General features: G+C 60.9%; 21 protein-coding genes and 1 rRNA gene. 1 reads left to right on the top strand and 21 read right to left on the bottom strand.

Features of this window, described 5'->3' with window-relative positions:
• Positions 1 to 9: 9 nt before the first annotated feature.
• The 9 genes from ACGYLC_RS03985 to rpsL form a co-directional block, all read right to left on the bottom strand.
• On the bottom strand, positions 10 to 1,041 hold the full coding sequence (locus ACGYLC_RS03985) for a fatty acid desaturase (protein WP_394421844.1): 1,032 nt from the start codon (positions 1,039 to 1,041) through the stop codon (positions 10 to 12).
• Positions 1,042 to 1,716: 675 nt separating this feature from the next.
• The gene (locus tag ACGYLC_RS03980; RefSeq protein WP_394421842.1) at positions 1,717 to 2,013 is read right to left on the bottom strand and encodes a 50S ribosomal protein L23; all 297 of its coding nucleotides are present in this window, start codon (positions 2,011 to 2,013) and stop codon (positions 1,717 to 1,719) included.
• Entirely contained in the window at positions 2,010 to 2,627 is a 618-nt protein-coding gene (gene rplD, locus ACGYLC_RS03975) for a 50S ribosomal protein L4 (RefSeq protein WP_394421841.1), read from the bottom strand. The genes ACGYLC_RS03980 and rplD overlap by 4 nt, the downstream gene beginning before the upstream one ends.
• Positions 2,624 to 3,502 carry a 50S ribosomal protein L3 gene (gene rplC / locus ACGYLC_RS03970; RefSeq protein WP_394403585.1) on the bottom strand — a complete coding sequence of 293 codons (879 nt, stop codon included), beginning with the start codon at positions 3,500 to 3,502 and terminating at the stop codon, positions 2,624 to 2,626. Before rplC ends, rplD begins: the two co-directional genes overlap by 4 nt.
• A gap of 18 nt (positions 3,503 to 3,520) precedes the next feature.
• Positions 3,521 to 3,841: a 30S ribosomal protein S10 gene (gene rpsJ, locus ACGYLC_RS03965; protein ID WP_067267998.1), complete on the bottom strand. Its 321-nt coding sequence runs from the start codon at positions 3,839 to 3,841 to the stop codon at positions 3,521 to 3,523.
• 375 nt (positions 3,842 to 4,216) lie between these two features.
• The gene (tuf, locus tag ACGYLC_RS03960; RefSeq protein ID WP_394420905.1) at positions 4,217 to 5,392 is read right to left on the bottom strand and encodes an elongation factor Tu; all 1,176 of its coding nucleotides are present in this window, start codon (positions 5,390 to 5,392) and stop codon (positions 4,217 to 4,219) included.
• Positions 5,393 to 5,485: 93 nt separating this feature from the next.
• The gene (gene fusA / locus ACGYLC_RS03955) at positions 5,486 to 7,612 is read right to left on the bottom strand and encodes an elongation factor G (protein ID WP_394403694.1); all 2,127 of its coding nucleotides are present in this window, start codon (positions 7,610 to 7,612) and stop codon (positions 5,486 to 5,488) included.
• Positions 7,613 to 7,677: 65 nt separating this feature from the next.
• The gene (rpsG, locus tag ACGYLC_RS03950) at positions 7,678 to 8,148 is read right to left on the bottom strand and encodes a 30S ribosomal protein S7 (protein WP_067267956.1); all 471 of its coding nucleotides are present in this window, start codon (positions 8,146 to 8,148) and stop codon (positions 7,678 to 7,680) included.
• A gap of 87 nt (positions 8,149 to 8,235) precedes the next feature.
• Complete coding sequence (gene rpsL, locus ACGYLC_RS03945; protein WP_007118826.1) at positions 8,236 to 8,607, bottom strand: 30S ribosomal protein S12; 372 nt, start codon at positions 8,605 to 8,607, stop codon at positions 8,236 to 8,238.
• A gap of 587 nt (positions 8,608 to 9,194) precedes the next feature.
• On the opposite strand from rpsL, the gene ACGYLC_RS03940 reads away from it, so the two are divergent.
• A complete protein-coding gene (locus ACGYLC_RS03940; RefSeq protein WP_394421839.1) occupies positions 9,195 to 9,998 on the top strand; it encodes a putative rhamnosyl transferase in 804 nt (267 codons plus the stop codon).
• Here ACGYLC_RS03940 and ACGYLC_RS03935 read toward each other — a convergent pair.
• From ACGYLC_RS03935 to rrf, 12 genes are all read right to left on the bottom strand, one after another.
• The gene (locus tag ACGYLC_RS03935) at positions 9,971 to 10,858 is read right to left on the bottom strand and encodes a DMT family transporter (RefSeq protein WP_394421838.1); all 888 of its coding nucleotides are present in this window, start codon (positions 10,856 to 10,858) and stop codon (positions 9,971 to 9,973) included. The genes ACGYLC_RS03940 and ACGYLC_RS03935 overlap by 28 nt on opposite strands.
• Before the next feature lie 113 nt (positions 10,859 to 10,971).
• Complete coding sequence (locus ACGYLC_RS03930; protein ID WP_394421836.1) at positions 10,972 to 11,376, bottom strand: two-component system response regulator; 405 nt, start codon at positions 11,374 to 11,376, stop codon at positions 10,972 to 10,974.
• Between the two features lie 180 nt (positions 11,377 to 11,556).
• Positions 11,557 to 15,807, bottom strand: coding sequence for a DNA-directed RNA polymerase subunit beta' (gene rpoC, locus ACGYLC_RS03925; RefSeq protein ID WP_394421834.1), 4,251 nt, complete (start codon positions 15,805 to 15,807; stop codon positions 11,557 to 11,559).
• A 94-nt stretch (positions 15,808 to 15,901) separates the two neighbouring features.
• Positions 15,902 to 20,038, bottom strand: coding sequence for a DNA-directed RNA polymerase subunit beta (gene rpoB, locus ACGYLC_RS03920; protein WP_394421833.1), 4,137 nt, complete (start codon positions 20,036 to 20,038; stop codon positions 15,902 to 15,904).
• A 245-nt stretch (positions 20,039 to 20,283) separates the two neighbouring features.
• Entirely contained in the window at positions 20,284 to 20,655 is a 372-nt protein-coding gene (gene rplL, locus ACGYLC_RS03915; protein ID WP_394403700.1) for a 50S ribosomal protein L7/L12, read from the bottom strand.
• A 74-nt stretch (positions 20,656 to 20,729) separates the two neighbouring features.
• A complete protein-coding gene (gene rplJ, locus ACGYLC_RS03910) occupies positions 20,730 to 21,245 on the bottom strand; it encodes a 50S ribosomal protein L10 (protein WP_394403701.1) in 516 nt (171 codons plus the stop codon).
• 272 nt (positions 21,246 to 21,517) lie between these two features.
• Entirely contained in the window at positions 21,518 to 22,216 is a 699-nt protein-coding gene (rplA, locus tag ACGYLC_RS03905) for a 50S ribosomal protein L1 (RefSeq protein WP_394403702.1), read from the bottom strand.
• A gap of 1 nt (position 22,217) precedes the next feature.
• On the bottom strand, positions 22,218 to 22,643 hold the full coding sequence (gene rplK / locus ACGYLC_RS03900; protein WP_067267940.1) for a 50S ribosomal protein L11: 426 nt from the start codon (positions 22,641 to 22,643) through the stop codon (positions 22,218 to 22,220).
• A 144-nt stretch (positions 22,644 to 22,787) separates the two neighbouring features.
• On the bottom strand, positions 22,788 to 23,321 hold the full coding sequence (gene nusG, locus ACGYLC_RS03895; RefSeq protein ID WP_067264099.1) for a transcription termination/antitermination protein NusG: 534 nt from the start codon (positions 23,319 to 23,321) through the stop codon (positions 22,788 to 22,790).
• A 207-nt stretch (positions 23,322 to 23,528) separates the two neighbouring features.
• Positions 23,529 to 23,726, bottom strand: coding sequence for a preprotein translocase subunit SecE (gene secE, locus ACGYLC_RS03890; protein ID WP_007118815.1), 198 nt, complete (start codon positions 23,724 to 23,726; stop codon positions 23,529 to 23,531).
• Positions 23,727 to 23,802: 76 nt separating this feature from the next.
• Entirely contained in the window at positions 23,803 to 24,366 is a 564-nt protein-coding gene (locus ACGYLC_RS03885; protein ID WP_394421831.1) for a hypothetical protein, read from the bottom strand.
• Between the two features lie 238 nt (positions 24,367 to 24,604).
• Positions 24,605 to 24,719 (bottom strand): 5S ribosomal RNA (gene rrf, locus ACGYLC_RS03880).
• Positions 24,720 to 24,867: the final 148 nt, after the last annotated feature.

Here is a 24,867-nt window from a genome sequence, read left to right as displayed (position 1 = left end):
CCAGCGATGTCAGGCGACCCGGCGCGCCTGCGCGAAGGACAACAGGCGCTTGCTTTTCTCATCCCACAGGTGCAGCCGCGCATTGGCGAGGCTTTCGCGGATGGTCATCCGGTTCCCCTCGGCCAAGGCGACATGATCGCGCAGCACCTCCGGCAAGCGATAGAACGGAATGCGGCTATAGAGATGGTGCACATGGTGAATGCCAATATTGGCGCTCAGCCACTGCAAGGGGCGTGGCAGAATGTAATGCGAGGAGCCGTGAAACGCCGCATCATGCAGGTCCCAAGCGTCGTTCTCTTCCCAATGGGTCGTCTCGAACTGGTGCTGCACATAGAACAGCCACATGCCCGCCGTGGCCGCCAGAAGGGTGCTGGGCACGAAGATCAGCACAATGGGCATGATCCCCCCGAAGTAGAAGATCACCGCGAGGGCCGCGAGGATCGTCAGATTGGTGCCCATCGCGCTCAGCCAATAACGGGTCTGCGCCATCAGCCCCAGCGGCACGCGGTTCTGCACGAAGAACAGATAGGTCGGCCCAAGGCCAAACAGCACGATCGGGTTCCGGTACAGGCGGTAATGCAGCCGCCCGAACAGCCCAAGCGCGCGATACTCCGCAACCGTGAGCGTGTGGATATCGCCAATGCCACGACGGCCAAGGTTCCCGGCCGAGGAGTGGTGAATCGAGTGGGTCCGGCGCCATACGTCATAGGGCGTCAACGTCAGCACCCCCAGCACACGCCCCACCCAGTCACTGGTGCGGCGGCTGCTGAAAAAGGCCGCATGGCCGCAGTCGTGTTGGATCGCGAAAAGGCGCAGCAGGAAACCCGCGTTCACCAGCGAGATCGCCAGCGTCAACCAGCCGCTGACCGAGAGCGCCCACCAAGCCAGCGCCCAAAGGAGGATGAAGGGGCCGAGGGTGATTGCCAGCTCAAAACTGCTGCGCCAGGTGCTCGGCTCGCGGTAACGGGCCAGCACGCGCACCCAGTCGCGCGCGTTCGACACATCCGCAGACGCGCCGGGAGTAGATTTTTCGTGAGACATGGACCTGCTTTTTGTCGTTTTCCGAGGTCTTGTAGAGGAATGCGCGCAGCAGGCAACGCCCGCGTCACCCTTTGCCGTTACGTCCCGCCATTTAGGCTGGAAATGGCCGGAAGTGGGGGGAGGGTTGAGCCTCCGGCTAGTCCATGGCCGGGGTGGCATTCACGGTCCAAGGGACAGCGCCTGCCCGCGGGTCGGCGATGCTGCGGACCTTGGTGCCACTTCATGGCTCAGGCATGATATGCGCTCACGAGGTTGCGCCCAGCCTTACAAAATCGCCTACCCGGTTGCACCAAAGGTGCGCCCAAATAAATCTGGCACGCCTTCGGCGTGACGGGCGGGAAGGTGATGGGCCGGCCCCTGCGGTGTACCACGGGCTTCGAGGGGACTCGCACGAAGGGTCATCGCCTGCCCGCGGGTCGGCGATCAGGCGTTGGCTTGTGCCACTTTATCTCTCAGCCGTGATGTGCGTTCGCGAGGTCGCACCTAGTCTCACCAAATCGCCTACCCGTCCGGGCGGGCAGGCGATGGCCCGGCGCCTGCGGCTTGATTCCGGGCTGGGGCGGCAACCTTCGCCGGAGGCCCGGCGCCTGCGGCTTGCCTCCAGGCCCCGGCGCATCCCCGAAACGAAAAAGGCCCCCGCAATGCGGAGGCCTTTTCCAAATGTCTAACCGGCAATCAGAGCCCGGTGGAGACGTCGATCGTGTTGCCCTCTTCGAGCGTCACATAGGCCTTTTTCACGTCCTTACGGCGGCCCATCTGGCCCCGGAAACGCTTGACCTTGCCTTTGGTGATGGACGTGTTCACGGCCTTCACCTTGACGTTGAAGAGCGCCTCGACGGCCTCTTTGATCATCGGCTTGTTGCTGTCGATCGCGACTTCGAAGACAACGGCGTTCTGTTCGGACGCCATGGTGGCCTTCTCGGTGATGATCGGCTTGCGGATCACGTCGTAGTGTTGATGCTTGGCGCTCATTTCAGGCGTGCCTCCAATGCTTCGATCCCCGCTTTGGTGATCACCAGAGTGTCACGCTTGAGGATGTCATAGACGTTTGCGCCCATCGACGGCAGGATGTCCAACCCATCGATGTTGCGCGCGGCCTGTGCGAAGTTCTCGTTGACCGAAACGCCATCGATGACCAGCGCGCGTTTCCAGCCCAGGTTCGAGACCTGCTTGGCCAGAGCGGCGGTTTTGCCCTCGGAGGTCGCCTCGTCGATGATGACCAGCGAACCGGCTTTCGCCTTGGCGGACAGCGCGTGGCGCAGGCCCAGCTTGCGGAACTTTTTGGTCAGCTCATGGCCGTGGCTGCGCGGGGTCGGACCCTTGTAGATACCACCCTTGCGGAAGATCGGCGCGTTGCGGTCACCGTGGCGTGCGCCGCCGGTGCCCTTCTGGCGATAGATCTTCTTGGTCGAGTAGCTGGTCTCGGACCGGGTCTTGACCTTGTGCGTCCCCTGTTGCGCGTTGTTACGCTGCCAGCGCACGACGCGGTGCAGGATGTCGGCACGCGGCTCCAGGCCGAACAGGGCTTCGTCCAGGTCTACGGACCCGGCTTTGCCACCGTCGAGTTTGATGACATCGAGTTTCATGCGTCACCTTCTTTCTTGTCAGCGTCGGCATCGGAATTGTCGGCATCCGAACCTTCAGCTGCGATTTCGGCTTCTGCGGCTTTCAGCGCTTCGGCTTCCTGTGCGGCTTGCTCTTCGGCCAAACGCTTGGCTTCGGCTTCTGCCTCTGCGGCGGCGGCGGCGGCGGCCTCTTCGGCTGCTTTCGCGGCTTCTTCAGCGGCGGATTTCAGAGCGGCGGGCAGAATCGCGTCTTCGGGGAACGGCTTTTTGACCGCATCCTTGACGGTAACCCAACCACCTTTGGAGCCGGGAACGGCGCCTTTGACCATGATCAGACCACGCGCGCTGTCGGTCTTGACGACTTCGAGGTTCTGCGTGGTGACACGGGCAGCACCCATGTGACCGGCCATTTTCTTGCCTTTGAAAACCTTGCCGGGATCCTGACACTGGCCTGTGGAGCCGTGCGAACGGTGGGAGATCGACACACCGTGCGAGGCGCGCAGACCGCCGAAGTTGTGGCGCTTCATCGCACCGGCAAAACCTTTACCGATGGAAGTGCCCGCAACGTCGACATACTGACCGGCGAAGTAATGGTCAGCGGTGATTTCCTCGCCGACGTTGATCATCGCGTCCGCGTCGACGCGGAACTCGGCCAGCTTGCGCTTGGGTTCCACTTTCGCCGCGGCGAAGTGGCCACGCATGGCTTGGCTTGTACGTTTGGCTTTCGCCGAACCGGCACCGAGTTGAACGGCGGTGTAGCCGTCACGGTCTGCGGTGCGCTGTGCGACAACCTGAAGCTTGTCCAACTGAAGAACGGTCACAGGGATCTGCTTGCCGTCTTCCATGAACAGCCGGGTCATGCCGACTTTTTTTGCAATAACGCCTGAGCGCAACATATGATTACCCTCCCGGCTTTACGATTGCAGCTTGATCTCGACGTCCACGCCAGCGGCGAGGTCGAGCTTCATCAGCGCGTCCACGGTCTGGGGGGTCGGATCGATGATATCCAGCAGACGCTTATGCGTGCGGATTTCAAACTGGTCACGGGATTTCTTGTCAACGTGGGGGCCACGCAGAACGGTGAATTTCTCGATCTTGTTCGGCAGCGGAATGGGACCGCGAACCGAAGCGCCTGTGCGCTTGGCAGTGCTGACGATTTCCTGAGTGGAGGCATCGAGCACCCGGTAGTCAAACGCCTTCAGGCGAATGCGGATGTTCTGGCTTTGAACGGCCATATGCATATCCCTTGTTTTGGGATTCTAACGGATTGGAGGAAGCAGGCTCATCCGGCCCCCTCTTCGCGCCTTGGTCATAAATCAAACGGGGCGCGTCTAACGCACCCCGGTTCGATGGGCGTCCTATAGGGGGAATCAAAGCAAGTGGCAAGAGGGTTCTAAAAACCCCCGTGTTTTTAGAACCAGTGCGCAAAGTCACGCCGCCCCGGCGTGACCGCGCACCCCGTCAACGTTCAATCACAACCGGAAAACGCGCCGTCCCCTCCGTATCAGGCGCACTCCGCAGGCCCCTCTCCTGCCAACGCAAAAGGCCGCAGCAAACGCTGCGGCCTTTCTATTTCTTCAGATGTCAGGCTTGAAAGCCCGATCCAAAGATCACTCGGTGATTTTGGAAACGACCCCTGCGCCGACGGTGCGGCCACCTTCGCGGATCGCGAAGCGCAGGCCGTTTTCCATGGCGATCGGTGCGATCAGCTCAACGCCGAAGGACACGTTGTCGCCGGGCATGACCATCTCGGTGCCTTCTGCCAGCTGAACGGTGCCGGTCACGTCAGTTGTACGGAAGTAGAACTGCGGACGGTAGTTCGCGAAGAACGGCGTGTGACGGCCACCTTCCTCTTTGGTGAGGATATAGGCTTCGGCTTCGAACTTGGTGTGCGGTGTCACGGAGCCGGGCTTGCAGAGAACCTGACCACGCTCGACGCCGTCACGCTCAACGCCGCGCAGCAGGGCGCCGATGTTGTCGCCTGCTTCACCACGGTCCAGCAGCTTGCGGAACATTTCCACGCCGGTGCAGGTGGTTTTCTTGGTGTCGCGGATGCCGACGATTTCGATTTCGTCGCCCACGTTGATCACGCCACGCTCGACACGCCCGGTCACAACGGTACCACGACCGGAGATCGAGAAGACGTCTTCGACGGGCATCAGGAAGGGCTGGTCCACGGCACGCTCAGGTGTCGGGATGTAGGCGTCAACTTCTTCCATCAGCTTGCGGATCGCGTTCTCGCCGATGTTCTCGTCACGGCCTTCCATCGCCGCCAGAGCGGAGCCGGGCACGACGGGGATGTCGTCGCCGGGGTAGTCGTAAGAGGACAGCAGTTCGCGGATTTCCATCTCGACGAGCTCGAGCAGCTCTTCGTCGTCAACCTGGTCAACTTTGTTCATGAAGACGACCATGGCGGGGATGCCAACCTGACGGCCGAGCAGGATGTGCTCGCGGGTCTGGGGCATCGGGCCGTCGGCCGCGTTCACAACCAGGATCGCGCCGTCCATCTGGGCCGCACCGGTGATCATGTTTTTCACATAGTCAGCGTGGCCGGGGCAGTCGACGTGGGCGTAGTGACGGTTCTCGGTCTCATACTCGACGTGCGCGGTCGAGATGGTGATGCCGCGGGCCTTCTCTTCGGGCGCGCCGTCGATCTGGTCATACGCTTGGAAGTCACCGAAGTATTTGGTGATCGCCGCGGTCAGCGTGGTTTTACCGTGGTCAACGTGGCCGATCGTGCCGATGTTGACGTGCGGTTTGGTGCGTTCAAACTTTGCCTTTGCCATGGTGTTGGCTCCTTTTGGTCTTTCTCAATGGTGTATGCGCAGCACACACCCAACGATTTGGGTCGGCGCGCGGTTTCCCACGCGCCGATTTCCTTAAGCGAACTTGGCCTGAATCTCGTCCGAGATGTTCTGCGGCACGGGTTCGTAGTGGTCGAACTGCATAGTGAAGTTCGCACGACCCGACGACATCGACCGCAGGGTGTTGATGTAGCCGAACATGTTGGCCAGCGGCACGAAGGCGTCGATCGCGATGGCGTTGCCGCGCGTATCTTGACCCTGCACCTGGCCCCGACGGGATGTCAGGTCACCGATGATACCACCGGTGTATTCTTCCGGTGTCACAACTTCGACCTTCATGATCGGTTCCAGAAGCTTCGCACCGGCTTTCTTCATACCTTCGCGCATCGCCATACGGGCGGCGATTTCGAAGGCCAGAACGCTGGAGTCCACGTCGTGGAACTTACCGTCGATCAGGGCCACTTTGAAGTCGATGACCGGGAAGCCCGCCAGCGGACCGGAGTCCAGAACCGACTTGATACCCTTTTCCACGCCCGGGATGTATTCCTTGGGAATGGCACCACCGACGATGCGGCTCTCGAAGGAGTAACCTTCGCCCGGCTCGGTCGGCGTCAGGATCATCTTGACCTCACCGAACTGACCCGAACCACCCGACTGTTTCTTGTGGGTGTAGGTGATTTCGGCCTCTTTCGAGATCGTCTCACGATAGGCCACCTGCGGCGCACCGATGTTCGCCTCGACCTTGAACTCGCGCTTCAGACGGTCGACGAGGATGTCGAGGTGAAGTTCGCCCATGCCCTTCATGATGGTCTGACCGGATTCCAGATCGGTCTCGACGCGGAAAGAGGGGTCTTCGGCGGCCAGACGGGCCAGACCTGCAGACATCTTTTCCTGGTCGGCCTTGGTCTTCGGCTCGACCGCGATCTCGATCACCGGATCGGGGAAGGTCATGGTTTCGAGGACGACCGGATCGTTCTGCGCGCAGAGCGTGTCACCGGTTGTGGTGTCCTTGAGACCCGCCAGCGCGATGATGTCGCCCGCGAAGGCCTCTTCGATTTCCTCGCGGTTGTTGGAGTGCATCATCATCATACGACCGACGCGCTCTTTCTTACCCTTGGTCGAGTTCAGAAGCGTGTCGCCCTTGCGCAGAACGCCCGAGTAGATGCGGGTGAAGGTCAGCGAGCCGACGAAGGGGTCGTTCATGATTTTGAACGCCAGACCCGAGAAGGCCATGTCGTCATCCGCGCGGCGCGGGATGTTGCGGGTCTCGGTCTCGTCGCCCGGCTTGAAGCCCATGTAGTCGACAACGTCCAGCGGGCTGGGCAGATAGTCGATCACGGCGTTCAAGAGCGGCTGAACACCTTTGTTCTTGAAGGCGGAACCACAAAGAACGGGGATGAACTTGATCGCCAGCGTGCCCTTGCGGATCAGCTTGCGCAGGGTCTCGACGTCGGGCTCTGCGCCGTCCATCAGGTAGTTTTCCATCGCCTCGTCGTCCATCTCGACCGCGGTCTCGATGAGCTTGGCACGCCATTCGTCGGCGGTCTCTTTCAGGCTGTCACGGATCTCGCGCTGTTCCCAAGCGGCACCAAGGTCTTCACCGGCCCAGACCCATTCCTTCATGGTCACGAGGTCGACGATGCCTTCCAGCTCGTTCTCGGCACCGATCGGGATCTGGATCGGCGCAGGCGTGGCGCCTGTACGGTCCTTGATCATGTGCACGCAGTTGAAGAAGTCCGCACCGATCTTGTCCATCTTGTTGACGAAGACGATGCGCGGCACCTTGTAGCGGTCAGCCTGACGCCACACGGTTTCGGTCTGCGGCTCAACACCGGCGTTGGCGTCGAGAACAGCCACCGCGCCGTCGAGAACGGCCAGCGAACGCTCAACTTCGATGGTGAAGTCGACGTGGCCGGGGGTGTCGATGATGTTCATCCGGTACTTGGTGTCGGATGTCGCATCGGCTGTGGGCTCTTCCTGACGCTGCCAGAAAGTGGTGGTCGCGGCGGAAGTGATGGTGATGCCGCGCTCTTGTTCCTGCTCCATCCAGTCCATGGTTGCGGCGCCGTCATGCACCTCACCGATGTTGTGGCTTTTGCCGGTGTAGAACAGGATGCGTTCGGAACAAGTGGTTTTACCGGCATCGATGTGAGCCATGATGCCGAAGTTGCGGTAGCGTTGGAGCGGATAGTCGCGTGCCATGGGGCTGCTTCCTCGAAAATATCAGTACGAACGGATCGCGCCCGAAACCGGGCGCGACGTTGAGATTACCAGCGGTAGTGGCTGAACGCTTTGTTCGCGTCGGCCATCTTGTGCGTATCTTCGCGCTTTTTAACAGCGGTACCACGGGACTGCACAGCGTCCAGCAGTTCGCCGGCAAGGCGTTCTTCCATGGTGTTTTCGTTCCGCGCACGGGCGGCTTTGATCAACCAGCGGATCGCCAGCGCCTGACGACGCTCGGGGCGCACTTCGACCGGCACCTGATAGGTGGCACCACCCACACGGCGCGAGCGGACTTCGACGGAGGGCTGGATGTTTTCCAGCGCTTCGTGGAACACTTCGATCGGCGCGCGCTTGATCTTGTCTTCGACGCGGGTCATCGCGTTGTAGACGATACGCTCGGCTACGGATTTCTTGCCGTCGATCATCAGGTTGTTCATGAATTTGGTGAGAACCAGATCGCCGTATTTGGCGTCTGGCAGGACTTCGCGTTTTTCAGCGGCGTGGCGGCGTGACATGTCAGTGTCTTCCTCTTGGCGGGTGATGGGGCATGGCCCCACCGAACATCGGGTGGATCGGCGGGGGCGGCCCCCACCGGTGCGAGATTACTTCGGACGCTTCGCGCCGTACTTCGAACGACGCTGCTTACGGTCTTTCACGCCCTGCGTATCGAGAACACCGCGCAGGATGTGGTAACGCACACCCGGAAGGTCTTTTACACGACCGCCGCGGATCAGAACCACGGAGTGCTCCTGAAGGTTGTGGCTCTCACCCGGGATGTAGGAGATGACTTCGAACCCGTTGGTCAGGCGCACTTTGGCAACCTTACGCATCGCCGAGTTTGGCTTTTTCGGTGTGGTGGTGTACACGCGTGTGCAGACGCCGCGCTTTTGCGGGCACTCCTGCAGGTGCATGGATTTCGAACGTTTGACTTTCGGCTGCCGCGGCTTGCGGATCAGCTGTTGGATCGTTGGCATTCCGGTTATATCCCCGTATCGCTCAGATTGTGTACACGGGGGATCCCCCATGCGGCTAATTTCGGTTACTTCATGCGTCCACAAAGCAAAATGACCGCAACGTTCCCGTACCGAGGAAAACGACGCGGTGGGTTAACAGAGGATCGGGCCAGTAGTAGGCCGGATCGTGACCACTTCAGTTATGAATTCGGACTGGCAGAGCGGCCTCCACCTCCGAGATAGCGGGCGTATAGAGCGTTGCGCGGGGGCTGTCAACAGGTGGACCCAGGAGGGGGCGCGGAGGTTTGCCGGGTGGGGATGTCAGGAGGGCCATCGCCTGCCCGCGGGTCCGCGATGTGACGGCGCGTCGTGCCACTTTATGGCGCAGCCTTGATGTGCGCTCTCTCACTTGCGCCAAGCCCCACCAAGTCGCCTACCCGGTCGGAATAGAAGCGCGCGCAGATATGCTGGCACGCCTTTGCCGTGACGGGCTGGCAGGCGATCGCCCGGCGCCTGCGGCTTGGTTCCGGGCCCGGGTGGCACATTCCACCCTTGCCACGCCCCTGCCTCGCTCGCCATAGTCCGGAGAACGACAGAAGGAAATCCCCATGCAAGCGATCGGCCTCTGCCGCTTTTCCTATCCGGCCCTGGGCGGTTTCCAAGTCGGACATGAGACCCCCGAGGAACGCATCGCCTACCTCTATGACGAAGCGCGTTTGGAAGAGCGCTTTCGCCTGCTCGAAACCGTCGCCCTGCCCTGTTTGAAGGCGCAGACAGAGCCCGATTTCTCCATGGTGTTCGTGATTGGAGATCAGTTTCCCATCCAACACGCCCGACGCCTCGAATCGCTTTTGGCCGGCCTCCCCCAAGCGGTGATCCACCGTGAGCCGCCCCGGAACCACCGCGAGGTGATGAAGGAGGTGTTGAACGCCGCGCGGATTAACCCGGCCGAGCCCTGCCTGCAATTTCGCTATGACGACGATGACGCGGTGTCGGTCGACTTCATCGCCCGGCTGCGCCAAACGGTCGCGCAAAGCGCGGGGCTGCTGAAAGGCCAACGCTCCGTCGCCTTTGACTGGCCAAAGGGCTATATCGCGGAATTCGGCCCGCAGGGCATTCGCGCCGCCGAAGTGTACCGCCCGCTCAACGTCGCCGCGCTGGCAATGTATGTGAAGGGGGGCAGCCCGGTCACCATCATGAACTTCGCCCATGAGAAACTGCCGCGCTTCATGCCCTGCGTCAGCCTGCCCGATGCGGCGATGTTCGTGCGCAGCCACAACGGCTCGAACGATTCGCGGCAGGGGCTTGTGCGGCATGTAGAGGTGGCCCCGCTGGATGCCGAAGGCGAAGCGCTGTTTCAGGAGCGTTTCGCCATCGACCAAGCTCAGGTGCGGCGCGTCTTTTCGGCCTGAACTCTCAACTTCCGTTCGCGGTAGAGGGTGAAGACCCCCGTGGCCACCACGATCCCCGCGCCGATCAGGGTCAAGATCCCCGGCCAGTCGCCAAAGACGACCCAGCCCAGCAAGAGCGCCCAAAGCAGGCCGGTGTAGCGAAACGGCGCGATAAAGCCGATATCGCCTACCCGCATCACTTGGATCGAAAAGAAATAGCCGCCCAGCACAAAGACGCCCGAGCCGCCGATCAGCGCCGCGACCGAGGGCGTCACCGGGGCCCAAGGCGCGCTCAGCGACGCCAAGCCCGCCGCCGTCATCACCGACAGGGCGGTCACCAAGGTCACGGTCATCGAGGGCACCGCCGGTGACAGGGCGCGGGTCGACAGGTCACGGACCGTCACGCAAAGCACGGCGATCAGCACGTAGATCGACCAGATGTTGAACCCTTCCGCCCCCGGCTTGACGATCAACAACACGCCGCAGAAACCGATGCCGATGGCCACCAACCGTCGCCAGCCCACGGCCTGCCGGAACACCAGCGCCGCCGCCAGTGTCACCGAAAGCGGCACGGCCTGAAGGATGGCGGTGACATTCGCCAAGGGCATGTTGAACAACGCGGTGAGAAAGAAATAAGCCGCCGCGATCTCGGCCACCGAACGCAGGCCGATGACCTTCCAGTCCCGCGCTTGAAGCCGGAAATCGATCCGTCCAAGCTGCCGACTGAGGGCCAAGATCAGCACCGAGGTTGTCACCCCCCGCAGAAACAACAGCTGAAACAGGGGCAGCGCCCCGTCGGTCATTTTGAGCAGCGTGTCGTTAAATGTGAAACAGGCCATCGAGGCGATCATCAGCAGCGCGCCGATGGTATTGGGGGACATGAAAGCGCTCCGGGAAAAATGGTGCGGCTTATATCGGTGCCGCCCCCGAATGACTGGCAGCGGCTACGGGGGCTGTCAAGAACGGCGGCCCGCGCCGCCCAGACCAGCGGGCTCTACTGGTTCGAGGCCTGTGCCACCGGCTGCTGCCGGTTGGCCAGCAGAGTGCGGACCGTGCTGCGCAGCAATCCCGGATCGACCGGCTTTTGCATTACCGTCGCCGCCAGATCGCGGAAGGCGTCATAGACTTCAAGATCGCGGGTGTGCCCGCTGAGAAAGATGATCGGCGTCCCGGCAATGGCCGGATTCTCGCCAAACCGATGGGCCAGTTCCAAGCCGCCCATATCCGGCATGGAAATATCGCTGATGATCAGGTCAGGCTTGAGATCATCGACCACCGCCAGCGCGTCGCGGGCGTTCAGGCAGGAGACGAAGCTCAGCGACCTATCGTCGGAAAAGATCATCTTGACCAGTTCCAGAACGATCGGGTCGTCGTCGATATGTAGAATGCGGAACGTCATCAAAGTACCTTACGACGGTTAAGCTTTTGCAAACCTATTCCGACTATGTGGCGGATGTAAGGCTTTGATGTCAGAAACCAGTCCCCCGGGGCGGTGTGTGGCCGCGGCATTCGCCCACCCCATTTAAAAACCCCCGCAGCGTCACTGCGGGGGTTTTCGTTTTTCACGGATGCGCTGCGATCAATCGCGGCTCTCGTCGTCACCGACCGGCGTATTGAACACATCGCCACCGACGATGTCGTCATCTACAGAGGCTTCCGGCGCGGCCAGACGGGCGGCGGCTTCGGCCTCTTCGCGGCGCGCTTCGATCACGACATTGTCGCGGTCTGTCGCCACTTTGCGCATCGCCTGCGTCGCGCCACCGGTCCCGGCGGGGATCAGACGGCCCACGATGACGTTCTCTTTCAGACCGACCAGCTTGTCCCGCTTGCCCTGAACCGAGGCTTCGGTCAGCACGCGCGTGGTTTCCTGGAACGAGGCCGCCGAGATGAAGCTGCGGGTTTGCAGCGACGCCTTGGTGATGCCCAGCAGGATCGGTTCGCCCTTGGCAGGACGGCCACCCTTCTTCAACGCCTTCTCGTTGGCGGTGTCGAATTCCTGCTTGTCGACGTGTTCACCCTTCAACAGCGTGGTGTCGCCGCTTTCTTGGATTTCCCACTTTTGCAGCATCTGACGAACGATGACTTCGATGTGTTTGTCGTTAATCTTCACACCTTGCAGGCGGTAAACGTCTTGCACCTCGTCAATCATATACTCGGCCAGAGCCTCGACGCCCATGATCGCAAGGATGTCGTGCGGCGCGGGGTTGCCGTCCATGATGTAGTCGCCCTTCTGCACCAAGTCGCCTTCGGCCACGGGGATGTGTTTCCCCTTGGGCACCATGTATTCAACCTTCACGTCCGGATCATCCGCGCTTTCGATCGCGATGCGACGCTTGTTCTTGTAGTCCTTGCCGAAGCGGACGTAGCCGTTGATTTCCGCGATGATGGCGTGATCCTTGGGGCGGCGCGCCTCAAAGAGTTCGGCCACACGCGGCAGACCACCGGTAATGTCCTTGGTCTTGGCACCTTCGCGCGGGATACGCGCAATGATGTCACCGGCCTGAACCTGCGTGTGGTCTTCCACAGAGAGAACCGCATCGACCGACATCGGATAGGTCACCGGGTTGCCCGCATCGTTGCGGACCGGTTCGCCATCTTCACCCACCAAGATGATCTCGGGCTTGAGCTCGTTGCCCTTGGGGGCCGCGCGCCAGTCGATCACGATCTTCTGGGTCATGCCGGTGGCTTCGTCGGTGTCTTCCTTGACCGCGATGCCCGAGACCAGGTCGACGTATTTGGTCGTACCGGGCTTCTCGGCGATGATCGGCAGAGTGTAGGGATCCCATTCGAACAGCTTGTCACCGCGCGCCACGTCGTCGCCTTCTTTGACGTGCAGCTTGGTGCCATAGCCGATCTTGTGGCTGGCCCGCTCCTCGCCATTCTCATCGACGATCAACAGCTTCATGTTCCGGCCCATGACAAGCACTTCACCGGCGCTGTTCTCAAGCGTCTGCGCGTTCTCGAAAGTGACCTTGCCGGACTGGCTGGCCTCGAGGAAGGACTGCTGACCACCCTGCGCAACACCGCCGATGTGGAAGGTCCGCATCGTCAGCTGTGTACCGGGTTCACCAATCGACTGGGCCGCGATGATGCCGACAGCCTCACCTTGGTTGACCAGCGTGCCGCGTGCGAGGTCACGGCCATAGCACATGGCGCAGACACCCTCTTCGGCATCACAGGTCAGCGGGCTGCGGATCCGTGCGGACTGCACGCCCGCCTCGTCGATGGCATCCGACATGCGCTCGTCGATCAGCGTGCCTGCGGGCACCAGAACATCCTCGGTGCCGGGCACTAGAATGTCATCCGCCGCAACACGGCCCAGCAGACGCTCGGCCAGCGAAGAGACAACTTCACCGTCGTTAACAGCCGCTTCGGCGGTGATCGCGGTTTCGGTGCCGCAGTCATGCTCACGCACGATGCAGTCCTGCGCCACGTCCACCAGGCGGCGTGTCAGGTAACCGGAGTTCGCCGTTTTCAGAGCGGTATCCGACAGACCTTTCCGCGCACCGTGGGTCGAGTTGAAGTACTCGAGAACGGTCAGACCTTCTTTAAAGTTCGAGATGATCGGCGTCTCGATGATGTCGCCGTTCGGCTTCGCCATCAGGCCGCGCATCCCGCCCAGCTGTTTCATCTGCGTGACCGAGCCCCGGGCACCGGAGTGGGCCATCATGTAAACCGAGTTCGGCTCTTTCTCGGAACCGTCCTCGTGATGGGTCACGGCAGAGATGGAGCCCATCATCGCCTCGGTCACCTTGTCGTTACACTTCGACCATGCATCGACGACTTTGTTGTACTTTTCGCCCTGAGTGATCAGGCCGTCCATATACTGCTGTTCAAAGTCCTTCACCTGCTCGCGGGTCTCTTCGACCAGCGGCCATTTGGTGTCGGGGATCAGCATGTCGTCTTTGCCGAAGGAGATGCCCGCTTTGAAAGCTTCCCGGAAACCCATGGTCATGATCTGGTCACAGAAGATAACCGATTCTTTCTGACCGCAGTAACGGTAGACGGTGTCGATGACCTGCTGCACTTCTTTCTTGCGCAACAGACGGTTGACCAGATCGAACGGCGCTTTGGCGTTCAGCGGCAGAAGCGCACCAAGACGGATACGACCGGGGGTCGTGTCAAAGCGCATCATCACTTCGTTGCCTTCGGCGTCGATCTGCTTGATGCGGGCCTTGATCCTGGAGTGCAGATGCACCGCACCGGCGTCGAGGGCATGCTGCACCTCGTCGACGGAGCCGAAGACCATGCCTTCGCCCTTCATGCCCTCACGCTCCAGCGTGGTGTAGTAGAGGCCGAGAATCATGTCCTGCGACGGCACGATGATCGGCGCACCGTTGGCGGGCGACAACACGTTGTTCGTGGACATCATCAGAACACGCGCTTCCAACTGGGCTTCCAGCGAGAGCGGGACGTGAACGGCCATCTGGTCACCGTCGAAGTCGGCGTTAAAGGCCGAGCAGACCAGCGGGTGCAGCTGGATCGCCTTGCCTTCGATCAGCACGGGCTCGAAGGCCTGAATGCCGAGACGGTGCAGCGTGGGCGCGCGGTTCAGCATCACTGGATGCTCGCGGATCACCTCATCAAGAATGTCCCAAACCTCGGGGCGCTCCTTCTCGACCAGCTTCTTGGCCTGCTTCACGGTAGAGGACAGACCTTTGGCCTCCAGACGCGAGTAGATGAACGGCTTGAACAGTTCGAGCGCCATCTTCTTGGGCAGACCACATTGGTGCAGCTTCAGTTCCGGGCCGGTCACGATGACCGAACGGCCCGAGAAGTCGACGCGCTTACCCAAAAGGTTCTGACGGAAGCGGCCCTGCTTGCCTTTCAGCATGTCCGACAGCGACTTCAGCGGGCGCTTGTTGGCACCGGTGATGACGCGGCCACGGCGGCCGTTGTCGAAGAGCGCGTCGACGGACTCCTGCAGCATCCGCTTTTCGTTGCGCACGATGATGTCCGGTGCGCGCAGCTCGATCAGGCGCTTGAGGCGGTTGTTCCGGTTGATCACGCGGCGATAGAGGTCGTTGAGGTCCGAAGTCGCAAACCGGCCACCATCGAGCGGCACCAGCGGGCGCAGTTCTGGCGGGATGACCGGGATCACGGTCATGACCATCCACTCCGGACGGTTGCCGGACTCGAGGAAGCTCTCGACCACTTTCAGACGCTTGATGATCTTCTTGGGCTTCAGCTCGCCTGTCGCCTCTTTCAGATCGGCGCGCAGGTTTTCGGCTTCAGCTTCAAGATCGATTGCGGCCAGCATCTCGCGGATCGCCTCGGCGCCGATATTGGCGGTGAAGGCGTCCATGCCATAGGCGTCTTGCGCGTCCATGTATTCTTCTTCGGTCATCATCTGACCGTATTGAAGATCGGTGAGGCCCGGCTCGATCACCACGTAGTTTTCGAAGTAGAGCACGCGCTCCAGATCACGCAGGGTCATGTCCAGCATCAGGCCGATGCGCGAGGGCAGCGACTTGAGGAACCAGATATGCGCCACCGGCGAGGCCAGTTCGATGTGGCCCATGCGCTCACGGCGGACCTTTTGCAGCGTAACTTCGACGCCACATTTCTCGCAGACGACGCCGCGATACTTCATCCGCTTGTACTTGCCGCAAAGACATTCGTAGTCCTTGATCGGGCCAAAGATACGCGCGCAGAACAGGCCGTCACGCTCGGGCTTGAAGGTGCGGTAGTTGATGGTTTCCGGCTTCTTGATCTCACCGAAGGACCAGCTCAGAATCCGCTCGGGCGAGGCCAGAGAGACCTTGATTTCGTCAAACGCTTTTTGCGGCGTCAGCGGGTTGAACGGGTTGTTTGTCAGTTCCTGGTTCATTTTCAAATCCTTGAAAGGGGTGCGTTGGGAGCGAGGGGTGCCGTTTTCTTTGAAAGAAAACGGCCCGGAATTTTTGAAAAATTCCGTCTATGCCTCACTCATCCTCCTCCGCATCCAGGAGTTCCATATTCAGGCCGAGGCCGCGCACTTCCTTGACGAGAACGTTAAAGCTCTCGGGAATGCCCGCTTCGAAGTTGTCCTCGCCCTTGACGATGCTTTCATAGACCTTGGTCCGGCCCGCGACGTCATCCGACTTGACGGTCAGCATTTCCTGCAGGGTGTAGGCGGCACCATAGGCTTCCAGAGCCCAGACCTCCATCTCCCCGAAGCGCTGGCCACCGAACTGTGCCTTACCACCCAGCGGCTGCTGTGTGACGAGGCTGTACGGCCCGGTCGAACGCGCGTGGATCTTGTCGTCCACCAGGTGGTGCAGCTTCAGCAGGTACTTGACGCCGACGGTCACCGGGCGGGCGAACTGCTCGCCTGTGCGGCCATCGAAGAGCACCGACTGACCGGAGGTGTCGAACCCGGCCCGCTTGAGGCTGTCGTTCACGTCCGCTTCCTTGGCCCCGTCGAAGACCGGTGTGGCGATCGGCACGCCGCGGCGGACGTTGTCGGCCGCTTCCAGCAGCGTGTCCTCGTCCATGCCGGTAATGCCTTCTTCGTAGACATCCTCGCCATAGGCCAGCTGCATCGCCTCGCGCACCGGCGTCAGGTCGCCCGAGCGGCGGTATTCCTGCAGCGCCTCGTCGACGTTCAGGCCCAAACCGCGTGCGGCCCACCCCATATGCGTCTCAAGGATCTGACCGACGTTCATACGCGATGGCACGCCGAGCGGGTTGAGGCAGAAGTCGACCGGGGTACCGTCGGCAAGGAACGGCATGTCCTCCATCGGCACCACTTTCGAGATCACACCTTTGTTCCCGTGACGGCCAGCCATCTTGTCGCCCGGCTGCAGCTTGCGCTTCACCGCGACGAAGACTTTGACCATCTTCATCACACCCGGCGGCAGGTCGTCGCCACGGCGGACCTTCTCGACCTTGTCCTCGAAACGTGCATCCAAGGTCCGTTTCTGGATCTCGTACTGCTCGTTCAGGGCCTCGACGATCTTGGCGTCATCCTCGTCCTCGAGGGCCAGCTGCCACCATTGACCGCGGGTCAGGGTTTCCAGCAGTTCCTCGGTGATCTGGCTGTTCGCCTTGACACCTTTCGGACCTTTCACGGCGACCTTGCCAAGGATCATGTCCTTGAGGCGCGCGTAGATGTTGCGGTCGAGGATCGCGAGCTCGTCGTCCCGGTCACGGGCCAGACGTTCGACTTCCTCACGCTCGATCTGCAGCGCACGCTCGTCTTTCTCGACGCCGTGACGGTTGAAGACACGCACTTCGACAACAGTGCCGAAATCGCCCGGCTTCACACGCAAGCTTGTGTCGCGCACGTCCGAGGCCTTCTCACCGAAGATGGCGCGCAGAAGCTTTTCTTCCGGCGTCATCGGGCTTTCGCCCTTGGGCGTGATCTTACCGACAAGAATGTCGCCCGGCTCCACGTCCGCACCGATGTAGACGATGCCCGCCTCGTCGAGGTTGCGCAGGGCTTCCTCGCCGACGTTGGGGATGTCGCGGGTGATCTCTTCCGGCCCGAGCTTGGTGTCACGCGCGGCAACTTCGAATTCCTCGATGTGGATCGAGGTGAAGACGTCATCACGGGAAATCCGCTCGGAGATCAGGATCGAGTCTTCGTAGTTGTAGCCGTTCCACGGCATGAAGGCGACGACGACGTTCTTGCCGAGCGCCAGTTCCCCCATGTCGGTCGACGGACCGTCCGCGATGACTTGCCCCTTGGTGACCTTCTCGCCCACTTTCACCAGCGGACGCTGGTTGATGCAGGTGTTCTGGTTCGAACGCTGGAACTTGCGCATGCGGTAGATGTCCACACCCGCGTCGCCCAGCTCGAGGTCTTCGGTCGCCCGGATCACGATACGCGACGCATCGACTTGGTCGATGATGCCCGCACGGCGCGCGGTATAGGCCGCCCCGGAATCGCGTGCCACGACCTCTTCGATGCCGGTGCCGACCAGCGGCGCCTCGGCCTGCAGCAGCGGCACGGCCTGACGTTGCATGTTCGAGCCCATCAGAGCGCGGTTGGCGTCGTCGTTCTCAAGGAAGGGGATCAGCGAGGCAGCGACCGAGACCAACTGCTTCGGGCTCACGTCGATCAGGTCCACGTTCTCGGTCGGCGCCAGCGTGTAGTCGCCGGACTGACGGGTCGAGACCATCTCGTTCACGAACTTCATGTTCTCGTCGAGGTTGGCGTTCGCCTGCGCCACGGTGTGACGCATTTCCTCGGTCGCGGACATGTAGTGCACCTCGTCGGTGACCTTGCTGTCCTTCACAACGCGGTAGGGCGTTTCGATGAAGCCATATTTGTTCACGCGGGCAAAGGTGGCCAGCGAGTTGATCAGACCGATGTTCGGACCTTCCGGCGTTTCAATCGGGCACATCCGACCATAGTGCGTCGGGTGCACGTCGCGGACTTCGAAGCCCGCACGCTCGCGGGTCAGACCACCCGGCCCAAGCGCAGAGAGACGACGCTTGTGCGTCACCTCCGACAGCGGGTTGGTTTGGTCCATGAACTGCGACAGCTGCGAGGAGCCGAAGAATTCACGCACCGCAGCCGCGGCGGGCTTGGCGTTGATCAGGTCCTGCGGCATCACGGTGTCGATCTCGACCGAGGACATACGCTCCTTGATCGCGCGCTCCATGCGCAGCAGACCGACGCGGTACTGGTTTTCCATCAGCTCGCCGACCGAGCGCACCCGGCGGTTGCCGAGGTGGTCGATGTCGTCGATATCGCCGCGGCCATCGCGCAGGTCGACCAGCGCCTTGATGCAGGCGACGATGTCGTCACGGTCCAGCGTGCGCTGCGTATCGGGCTTGTCGAGCGCCAGACGCATGTTCATCTTCACGCGGCCCACGGCCGAAAGGTCGTAGCGCTCGGAATCGAAGAACAGCGTGTCGAAGAGCGCCGAGGCCGCCTCGACGGTGGGCGGCTCGCCCGGGCGCATGACGCGGTAGATGTCCATGAGCGCGGTGTCGCGGTTCATGTTCTTGTCCTGCGCCATGGTGTTGCGCATGTAGGGGCCGACGTTGACGTTGTCGATGTCGAGCAGCGGAATCTCGGTGATGCCCGCGTCGATCAGCTCCTTCGCGGTGCCGCCGATCAGCGTGCCGTCCTTGTCGTATTCCAGCGTCAGCTCGTCACCGGCCTCGACGTAGATCGCGCCGGTTTCCTCGTTGATGATGTCACGCGCGGCGAACTTGCCGACGATGTGATCGAAGGGCAGCAGCAGTTCCTTGACCTTGCCTTCGTCCAACAGCTTCTTGACTGCGCGGGGGGTAACCTTCTTGCCGGCCTCGAAGAGGATCTCGCCGGTGTTGGCGTCGATCAGATCGTAGGTCGGACGGGTGCCGCGCACACGGTCAGGGAAGAAGGGCGCAACCCAACCCTTGGACTTCTCCAGCTTGTAGGTGACGGTGTTGTAATAGGCATTCATGATGCCTTCCTGGTCGAGGCCCAAGGCATAGAGCAGGGTCGTCACCGGCAGCTTGCGGCGACGGTCGATGCGGGCATAGACGATGTCCTTGGCGTCAAACTCGAAGTCCAGCCAGGAGCCGCGGTAGGGGATGATGCGGCAGGCGAACAGAAGCTTGCCCGAGGAGTGGGTCTTGCCCTTGTCGTGGTCGAAGAACACGCCCGGGCTACGGTGCATCTGGGAGACGATCACACGCTCGGTGCCGTTGACGACGAAGGTGCCGTTCGGGGTCATCAGGGGCATGTCGCCCATGAAGACGTCCTGCTCTTTGATGTCCTTGACGGATTTGGCGCCGGTGTCCTCGTCCACATCGAACACGATGAGGCGCAGGGTCACTTTCAGCGGCGCGCTGTAGGTCATGTCGCGCTGCTGGCATTCCTCGACGTCGTACTTGGGCTTTTCCAGCTCGTATTTGACGTATTCGAGAACCGAAGTCTCGTTGAAGTCCTTGATCGGGAAGACCGATTGGAAAACGCCCGTGATCCCCTCACCGTCGGTGGGGGACTCGGCGTCGCCGGAATTCAGGAACAAATCATAGGAGGATTTCTGAACCTCGATGAGGTTCGGCATCTCCAGCACTTCGCGGATCTTGCCGTAATATTTACGCAGACGTTTCTGGCCAAGGAAGGATTGTGCCATGTGTCGTGTCACCTTTCGTGTCTCTCGCCGAGCGCATCAACCACCGGGGCCGTGGTGCGCGCCCATAAGAGCGGAAAATCCGGGTCAATTCTTGGAATGCGTCCCACTGCACCCCTTCCGACCTTGGACCTCTCCAGAGAAATGCTCCGCTCTGGGGAACATTCGTCAAAACAGGTCAGGCTGGACAGGAAAATTCCCGTCCAGCCCTTGTTCATGCGTGGTGCGTGAGAACACGCACCTCTGGCTTAGGCCAGCTCGACTTCGGCGCCAGCTGCTTCCAGCTTGCCTTTGATGTCTTCGGCTTCGGCTTTGTCGACGCCTTCTTTGATCTTGCCACCGGACTCGACCAGGTCTTTGGCTTCTTTCAGGCCCAGGCCTGTGATGCCGCGGACTTCCTTGATCACGTTGATCTTGGATGCGCCGGCGTTCTTCAGAACGACGTCGAATTCAGTCTTTTCTTCTTCGGCAGCGCCACCTTCAGCAGGGCCGGCCATCATCACTGCGCCGCCAGCGGCGGGCTCGATGCCGTACTCGTCTTTCAGGATGGTTTTCAGTTCTTGTGCTTCAAGCAGGGTCAGACCAACGATGTCTTCTGCCAGTTTTTTCAGATCAGCCATGTTTAGCTCTTTCCGTTACGATATGTGTGTTCCAACGCGCGTGTTCAACCCGTGCGCCAGTTTGACGATTTGCCTTACGCAGCCGCCTTGTCCTCGATGGTGGACAAGATGGATGCGATGTTGCTTGCAGGTGCGCCAATGGCCCCGGCGATGTTCGAAGCAGGTGCGCCAAGCATGCCCGCGATGGAGGAGATAAGCTCCTCGCGCGAAGGCATTTTCGACACGGCTTCGACACCGGCGGCGTCCAACGCGTTCTCACCCATTGCACCACCGAGGATCACCAGCTTGGGGTTTTCCTTGGCGAAGTCCTGAGCAACCTTGGCCGCGGCCACAGGATCCTCAGAATAGGTCAGAACGGTCATACCCGTCAGAAGGTCAGCAATGCTTGCGCATGGCTTGCCCTCAAGGGCGATCTTGGCGAGCCTGTTTTTGGCAACACGCACGGCCCCACCGGCTGCGCGTGCGCGCGCCCGAAGGTCCTGCATTTCGGCAACTGTCAAACCGACGTAGTGGCTAACCACAACGACGCCAGAGCTTTCAAAGATTTGGCCGAGTTCGTCGACCAACTGTTCTTTTTGTGCTCTATCCACAGTTTCACTCCAAATTTGGGGGTTGCCCCCCGGCTCAGTTCAGGATGCGGTCTTCTGCATCCCATTCGGGTCCAATGTCAGGGTCCCGGCCAAAACCGCCCGAAGGCAGGAATTTCCGGTTTCCCATCTCAGGAAGGAATTATTCAGGCCGTGGCCCAAACCCTCCGTCTCGGACAGACGCGAGAACCGATCTTCTGGTCCTTGCGTATCTGGCGACCGAAGCCGCCAAATCTCGGGTCGTAAGGTGGGAGGCTGGCCCCCACCCGACGGGATCACTCGGCAGTCGCGTTCTCGACAGCGACCGACACGCCCGGGCCCATTGTGGAGCTCAGGTTGATCTTTTTCATGTAGGTGCCCTTGGCACCGGCCGGCTTGGCTTTGGACACGGCGCCGACGAAGGCACGGATGTTCTCAACCAGCTTGGCTTCGTCGAAGGACAGTTTGCCAACGCCTGCGTGGACGACACCGCCCTTTTCCGCTTTGAACTGCACTTCGCCACCCTTGGCCGCTTTCACGGCGTCGGCGACGTCCATGGTCACGGTGCCGACCTTGGGGTTCGGCATCAGGTTGCGCGGGCCGAGCACTTTACCCAGACGGCCAACGATCGGCATCATGTCGGGTGTCGCGATGCAACGATCGAAGTCGATCTTGCCGGACTGCACGGTTTCCATCAGGTCTTCTGCGCCAACGATATCTGCGCCCGCCTTTTCGGCTTCTTCAGCTTTCGCGCCACGGGCGAAGACAGCAACGCGCATGGTTTTGCCGGTGCCGTTGGGCAGGCCGACAACACCGCGGACCATCTGGTCAGCGTGGCGCGGGTCAACACCGAGGTTCATCGCGATCTCGATGGTTTCGTCGAACTTCGCGGTGGCGTTCGATTTGATGAGGCTTACCGCTTCTTCAACGGTGATCTCTTCTTTGCCAGCAAAAGCTTCACGGGCGGCGCGGGTGCGTTTTCCAATTTTAGCCATCTTACTTCACCTCGATGCCCATGGACTTCGCGGAGCCCAGGATGATTTTCATCGCCGCTTCCACGTCGTTCGCGGACAGGTCGGCGGCTTTTGCTTCTGCGATCTCACGCAGCTGCTTGGTGGTCACGGTGCCGACAGTCTCACGGCTCGGCGTTTTCGCGCCGGAGTTCACCTTGGCAGCTTTCTTCAGGTAGTAGGACGCCGGGGGCGTCTTGATGTCCATGGTGAAGGACTTGTCCTGATAGTAGCTGATCACGGTGGGGCACGGTGCGCCCGGCTCCATGTCTGCGGTCTTGGCGTTGAACGCCTTGCAGAATTCCATGATGTTGATGCCGCGCTGACCGAGGGCGGGACCCACGGGCGGGGACGGGTTTGCTTGACCCGCTTTAACTTGCAACTTCATCGTACCGACGAGTTTCTTGGCCATTGGCCTTCTCCTTTCAACACCCTTGGGGCGCGCCCCGCGGGTTCTTCGTTGCGTGGTCCGGGCCGAGGCGCCGCGGCGCCCTTCCCTCCCACAATGACCGGCGCCCTCAGGTGCCGGGATGACGGGGGCGACCCCGCCGCACACTCAGACCTGCTTGTTGACCTGAGTGAATTCCAATTCGACCGGTGTCTCCCGGCCAAAGATCGAGACCGAAACCTTTAGACGCTGGTTCTCGTCGTCGACCTCTTCGATCATGCCGTCGAAATCCTCGAACGGACCATCGGCGACTTTTACTTTCTCACCGACCTCGAAGTGGATCAGCGTGCGCGGCGCTTCTTCGCCTTCCTGCACGCGACCCAGGATCGCCTGAACCTCGGCATCGCGCATCGGCATCGGGCGCCCTTGCGGGCCAAGGAAGCCGGTGACGCGGTTGATCGAGTTGATCAGGTGGTAGCCCGCGTCGGACATCTCCATATGCACCAACACATAGCCGGGCATGAAGCGACGCTCGGTCGTCACCTTCTTACCGCGCCGGACCTCGATCACCTCTTCGGTGGGTACCAGCACCTCATCGATCTGGTCTTCAAGTTCCTGCTCGGCCACGGACGCGCGGATCTGCTCGGCGATCTTCTTTTCGAAGTTCGACAGGACACTGACCGAATACCACCGTTTTGCCATCTGAACTCTGGTCCCTGTCTTGCCATGCGGGCTGCCCCGGCATGAAATTCGTCAATCAACACGGGGGCCAAGCCCCGCAACATCTGAACAAAAAATCGGCGCGCAACTCGAATCGCCGCACGCCCCTTTCAGGTCAGGTCTGCGCAATAGCCCGCGCAGACGCAGGTTTCAAGGGTGTAAAGATAAAATCACCCATGCGGGCGGTGCTTAGCCGAACATTCCGAGAATCTGCTGCAAGCCGCCGCGGATCAGGATGTCGACAATCGCAAAGAAAACAGCTGTCAGCGCGGCAAGGATAAAGACCATCACCGTGGTCAGCATCACTTCGCGCTTTGTCGGCCAAACAACCTTTGCGACTTCGGTGCGAACCTGCTGGATGAACTGAAGCGGATTGGTGGTGGCCATGACATCTTTCCCTGTTGCCCGATTGGGCGGATGTAACGGGTCCGCCCCCTAGTTTCAAGACGTCTTCGCGCGCGCGTCAGGCTTCCGGGTCACGCAGACGATCGAACCGGCGATCAAGCGCCGCGTCGTGCCGCGCCTCAGCCGCTGCCATCTCGCCAAAATCGGGAAGATACAACCCATCGACGGTGCCTTCGGGGAATCGGTCGAGCACGGCGTCCCATTTCATCGCAAGGGCATCCAACCGCGCATGAAGCATTGCCGCACGCTCAGGCCGCCGTCCGGCATACCAGCGCCCTAGCGCCATCGCCCGCTGCCAGAACCCATCGTACCCAAGGGCGAGGAAGACCCCCAACACGATAAACACCGTGACGAATAGCACCCCGAAAACCAACCCGGGCCGTAACACCACGGCGAGAGCCAGAAGGCTGAGGATCGCCGGCCGCGCCGGCGGACGTTTCGGCCGAAGCTTACGCCGGCGTGGTTTGCGGGCTTCGACTTCTACGGCTTCCGCCGCGGGCAAGTCCGGAAAAGCCACGCGTCCCAACCGCCGAGGAGCCACCGAAGGCTTCTCTGCCCCCGAACCGGCGCGGGGGTCGGTAGCACTCTCCGCATCCGCCATGACGTTCTTAATCGCTGACATTGCGGCGGGATCCAGCTTGGGGGAAGCAGGGACAACGTTATCAATGGGGGGCATCCTATAAATCTCTCTACGCAGTTGCGGCAGAGTTACCGCTCCATTGCGCTAAGCGCAGGGCGGAAAGTAGACAGTTATTGGGCACACCCCCCCCTCAACACAAAACCGCCGCAGCTATGAGCTGCGGCGGTTTTGTTATCCTGATCATCGTGAGAGATACTGATTTTCTCTAGGAACTTATTAGGTTTGGCGATGACCTACTCTCCCACGTCTTAAGACGCAGTACCATCGGCGCTACGGCACTTAACGGCTGGGTTCGGGATGGGACCAGGTGTTTTGCTCGCGCTATGATCACCAAACCGAATAAATTCCTAGAGGCGCGCTGCTGCGGAGAGCGGCGGCGGGAGGCGGGGTATCCGAAGGATGTCCCTTCCCGCTCCGTCTTCGCTGGAGCGCGATCCTGTCCAAGTCAGTACGACTGATTGTATGTGTATGCTTTTGATCTGT

It is taken from the genome of Sulfitobacter sp. 1A12157 (assembly GCF_043557345.1).
Lineage (GTDB): Bacteria > Pseudomonadota > Alphaproteobacteria > Rhodobacterales > Rhodobacteraceae > Sulfitobacter.
The sequence above is the reverse complement of the archived record's forward strand: the minus strand, read 5'-3'. Positions and strand labels throughout refer to the sequence as shown.

What these genes read in the sequence shown, in the direction of transcription:
- rplL (WP_394403700.1), bottom strand. Translation starts at nt 20,655, where the DNA reads ATGGCTGATCTGAAAAAACTGGCAGAAGACATCGTTGGTCTGACCCTG.
- secE (WP_007118815.1), bottom strand. Translation starts at nt 23,726, where the DNA reads ATGGCCACCACCAATCCGCTTCAGTTCATCCAGCAGGTTCGCACCGAA.
- ACGYLC_RS03885 (WP_394421831.1), bottom strand. Translation starts at nt 24,366, where the DNA reads ATGTCAGCGATTAAGAACGTCATGGCGGATGCGGAGAGTGCTACCGAC.
- nusG (WP_067264099.1), bottom strand. Translation starts at nt 23,321, where the DNA reads ATGGCAAAACGGTGGTATTCGGTCAGTGTCCTGTCGAACTTCGAAAAG.
- rplA (WP_394403702.1), bottom strand. Translation starts at nt 22,216, where the DNA reads ATGGCTAAAATTGGAAAACGCACCCGCGCCGCCCGTGAAGCTTTTGCT.
- ACGYLC_RS03935 (WP_394421838.1), bottom strand. Translation starts at nt 10,858, where the DNA reads ATGTCCCCCAATACCATCGGCGCGCTGCTGATGATCGCCTCGATGGCC.
- rpoC (WP_394421834.1), bottom strand. Translation starts at nt 15,807, where the DNA reads ATGAACCAGGAACTGACAAACAACCCGTTCAACCCGCTGACGCCGCAA.
- rplK (WP_067267940.1), bottom strand. Translation starts at nt 22,643, where the DNA reads ATGGCCAAGAAACTCGTCGGTACGATGAAGTTGCAAGTTAAAGCGGGT.
- fusA (WP_394403694.1), bottom strand. Translation starts at nt 7,612, where the DNA reads ATGGCACGCGACTATCCGCTCCAACGCTACCGCAACTTCGGCATCATG.
- ACGYLC_RS03940 (WP_394421839.1), top strand. Translation starts at nt 9,195, where the DNA reads ATGCAAGCGATCGGCCTCTGCCGCTTTTCCTATCCGGCCCTGGGCGGT.
- rpsL (WP_007118826.1), bottom strand. Translation starts at nt 8,607, where the DNA reads ATGCCAACGATCCAACAGCTGATCCGCAAGCCGCGGCAGCCGAAAGTC.
- rplD (WP_394421841.1), bottom strand. Translation starts at nt 2,627, where the DNA reads ATGAAACTCGATGTCATCAAACTCGACGGTGGCAAAGCCGGGTCCGTA.
- rplC (WP_394403585.1), bottom strand. Translation starts at nt 3,502, where the DNA reads ATGTTGCGCTCAGGCGTTATTGCAAAAAAAGTCGGCATGACCCGGCTG.
- rpsG (WP_067267956.1), bottom strand. Translation starts at nt 8,148, where the DNA reads ATGTCACGCCGCCACGCCGCTGAAAAACGCGAAGTCCTGCCAGACGCC.
- rpsJ (WP_067267998.1), bottom strand. Translation starts at nt 3,841, where the DNA reads ATGGCCGTTCAAAGCCAGAACATCCGCATTCGCCTGAAGGCGTTTGAC.
- tuf (WP_394420905.1), bottom strand. Translation starts at nt 5,392, where the DNA reads ATGGCAAAGGCAAAGTTTGAACGCACCAAACCGCACGTCAACATCGGC.
- rpoB (WP_394421833.1), bottom strand. Translation starts at nt 20,038, where the DNA reads ATGGCACAATCCTTCCTTGGCCAGAAACGTCTGCGTAAATATTACGGC.
- ACGYLC_RS03980 (WP_394421842.1), bottom strand. Translation starts at nt 2,013, where the DNA reads ATGAGCGCCAAGCATCAACACTACGACGTGATCCGCAAGCCGATCATC.
- ACGYLC_RS03985 (WP_394421844.1), bottom strand. Translation starts at nt 1,041, where the DNA reads ATGTCTCACGAAAAATCTACTCCCGGCGCGTCTGCGGATGTGTCGAAC.
- ACGYLC_RS03930 (WP_394421836.1), bottom strand. Translation starts at nt 11,376, where the DNA reads ATGACGTTCCGCATTCTACATATCGACGACGACCCGATCGTTCTGGAA.